Annotated in this window: 1 protein-coding gene and 1 pseudogene; one reads left to right on the forward strand and one right to left on the reverse strand. The window is 74.3% G+C overall.

Going from position 1 to position 1865, the window contains the following annotated elements; genetic code table 11:
• Positions 1 to 944, forward strand: a pseudogene (locus E1166_RS30400) (phosphodiesterase); the annotation flags it as partial.
• Positions 945 to 1005: 61 nt separating this feature from the next.
• Here E1166_RS30400 and E1166_RS30405 read toward each other — a convergent pair.
• The coding region (locus E1166_RS30405; RefSeq protein WP_132343234.1) for an MBL fold metallo-hydrolase at positions 1006 to 1865 on the reverse strand (860 nt) is incomplete at its 5' end.

A 1865-nucleotide genomic window follows, 5' to 3' on the forward strand; every position in this document is an offset into this window, starting at 1 on the left:
CCCCCGCACCCCGGGGCGCCGCCGTCCCGCCGGACGACCCGGCCAGCGGCTCGGCGAAGTTCGGCGCGTACCGCACCGAGCTGGCGGACCTGCGGCAGGCCCGTGAGCCGTTCGCCGGACGCATCCCGGACTGGCAGCAGACCGCCGAGGCGTCGGTGATGGACACCGCCGACGACATCGCGTACGCCATCCACGACGTGGAGGACTTCTACCGGGTGGGGGTGCTCCAGCAGGGGGCGGTGGCCGCCGAGCTGATGGCCTGGCAGCGCGAGGGCGGGCACCTGCGGGCGGTCACCGACGCGGCGCTGGCCGGCGCGGCCCGGCGTCCGGGCTCGGCGATCGAGCGGCTGCGCCGGCAGCTGCACCGCAAGGACTCGTGGGTCGCCGACGACGAGGCGTTCGCCGCCGCCGTCGAGCACGTCCGCCAGGAACTGGTCGAGGGCCTGCTCGCGATGCCCTTCGACGGCTCCATCGAGGCCGAGCAGTACGTGGCCCGCTTCTCCGCCCGCTGGACCACCCGGTTCGTCGACGCGATCACCGTCGTCGCCGAGCCGGACGTCCGTTCCGGTCACGTGCTGCTGGCCCCGGCGCAGTGGCACGAGGTGCAGGTGCTCAAGTTCGTCCACCACCGGTTCGTGCTGGCCCGCCCCGACCTGGCCCTGCACCAGCGCGGGCAGGCCCGGCTGCTGGGCACCCTGGTCGAGGCGCTCTGGGAGTGGCTGCTCGACCCGGAGGAGGAGTCGCGGCTGCCGCGCCGGTTGCACGACCTGGTGGAGCTGGCCGAGGCGGAGCTGCATCCGCGTACCCCGGACCGGATCGGCCGGGCCCGGGGTCGGGCGATCGTCGACTTCGTCGCCCAGCTCACCGACGGGCAGGCGGTGGCCATGCTGGACGCGCTCTCCGGACGATCCGGCGCCCTCTGGACCGACGCGTTCGTGCTCTGACGGCCCGCCGGTGTCGTCCGCTTGCCGGTGGCCGCCGTTGCCGAGCGCCACCGCAGGCACCTCAGGCGACCGCCTGCCACCAGCCGTCCACCGGCGGCGGGTCGTCGACCACCACCCGCTCCCCGGGCCGGGGTACGGCGATCCGCACGTCCCGGGCCTTCGCCTCGGCCCACAGCCGGTCCACCGGCTCGGCCCAGTCGTGCAGGGCGAGGTTGAACGTCGCCCAGTGCACCGGGAGGAGCAGTTCGCCGCGCAGGTCGAGGTGGGCGGCGACGGCCTCCTCCGGGAACATGTGGATGCCCGCCCACGCCCGGTCGTACGCGCCGATCTGCATCAGCGTGACGTCGAACGGCCCGTGCTCCGCGCCGATCTCGGCGTACCCGTCGAAGTAGCCGGAGTCGCCGGTGTAGAAGACCCGCCGGTGCGCGCCGGCGATGACCCAGGAACTCCAGAGCGTCCCGTCGCGGCGCAGGCCCCGGCCGGAGAAGTGCTGGGCGGCGGTGGCGGTGATCTCCAATCCGCCGACCCGGTGGCACTGCGACCAGTCCAGTTCGACGATCCGGTCTTCGGGCACACCCCAGCGGTCCAGGTGGGCACCGACGCCGAGCGGCACCAGGAACGGCGCGGACTGCCGGCGGGTCAGTTCCCCGACGGTGGCCATGTCCAGGTGGTCGTAGTGGTCGTGGGAGATCAGGATCGCGTCGACCGGGGGTAGTTCGTCGAGGCGTACCGGGGGCTCGTGCAGCCGTCTCGGGCCGAACGAGGCCGACGGGGAGCAGCGGTCGCTCCACACCGGGTCGATCAGCACCCGGTGCCCCTCCACCTCCACCAGGGTGGAGGCGTGGCCGTACCAGACGACGCTCAGCTCACGCTCGGGCGCCACCTGCGGCACGGGGGCGGGGCGCAGCAGCGGCACCGGGG

It is taken from the genome of Micromonospora sp. KC213 (assembly GCF_004348325.1).
Lineage (GTDB): Bacteria > Actinomycetota > Actinomycetes > Mycobacteriales > Micromonosporaceae > Micromonospora.